Annotated in this window: 2 protein-coding genes; both read left to right on the forward strand. The window is 61.8% G+C overall.

The features are described from left to right. Positions 1-230: transposase domain-containing protein (locus tag NKI47_RS35080; RefSeq protein ID WP_352596448.1), on the forward strand; the 230-nt coding region annotated here is incomplete at its 5' end. A 2-nt stretch (positions 231-232) separates the two neighbouring features. Continuing rightward, a complete protein-coding gene (locus NKI47_RS35085) occupies positions 233-466 on the forward strand; it encodes a hypothetical protein (RefSeq protein ID WP_023766642.1) in 234 nt (77 codons plus the stop codon). The last annotated feature ends 66 nt before the right edge of the window (positions 467-532 follow it).

Here is a 532-nt window from a genome sequence, read left to right on the forward strand (position 1 = left end):
TCGCTCTCGGCAGAAAGTCCTGGCTGTTCTGCGGTTCCGATCGCGGCGGACAGCGCGCTGCCGTTCTCTACAGCCTGATCGTCAGCGCCAAGTTGAACGATATCGACCCGCAGGCCTGGCTCGCCGATATCCTGGCGCGCATCGCAGCCCACCCAGCCCATCGGATCGATGATTTGCTGCCGTGGAATTGGAGATCCGCACAACTGCGGACCCAATCAGCGGCGGCCTGATCATGCAGCGCAATAAGGTGCATCACGTCTACACCGTCGAACGTGTCGCCAGGGACCTCGGCGTCAGCGAAGCGCTCATCCAGGAACTGACCCTCGGTCTCGAGCCCGAGGACGGCGTCATCTGGGTCTACGGCGCCAACGATGACGACGGGATCTTGGCCTTCACCGATGAAGGCATCGAGGAGGTCGAACTCCTCCTCGAAGAATATCATCGCGTCTCCCCATCAAAAACTTGACGCCGGCACCGCGGTGCTCAGGTCCTCATGGCCGCCGGATACACGTCTGCGGTCTTCACCGGATGG

It is taken from the genome of Mesorhizobium sp. M0633, from assembly GCF_040320645.1.
GTDB lineage: Bacteria > Pseudomonadota > Alphaproteobacteria > Rhizobiales > Rhizobiaceae > Mesorhizobium.

Bases quoted from the DNA above. Each gene is read 5' to 3' on its own strand.
- NKI47_RS35085 (WP_023766642.1), top strand. From the start codon at position 233: ATGCAGCGCAATAAGGTGCATCACGTCTACACCGTCGAACGTGTCGCC.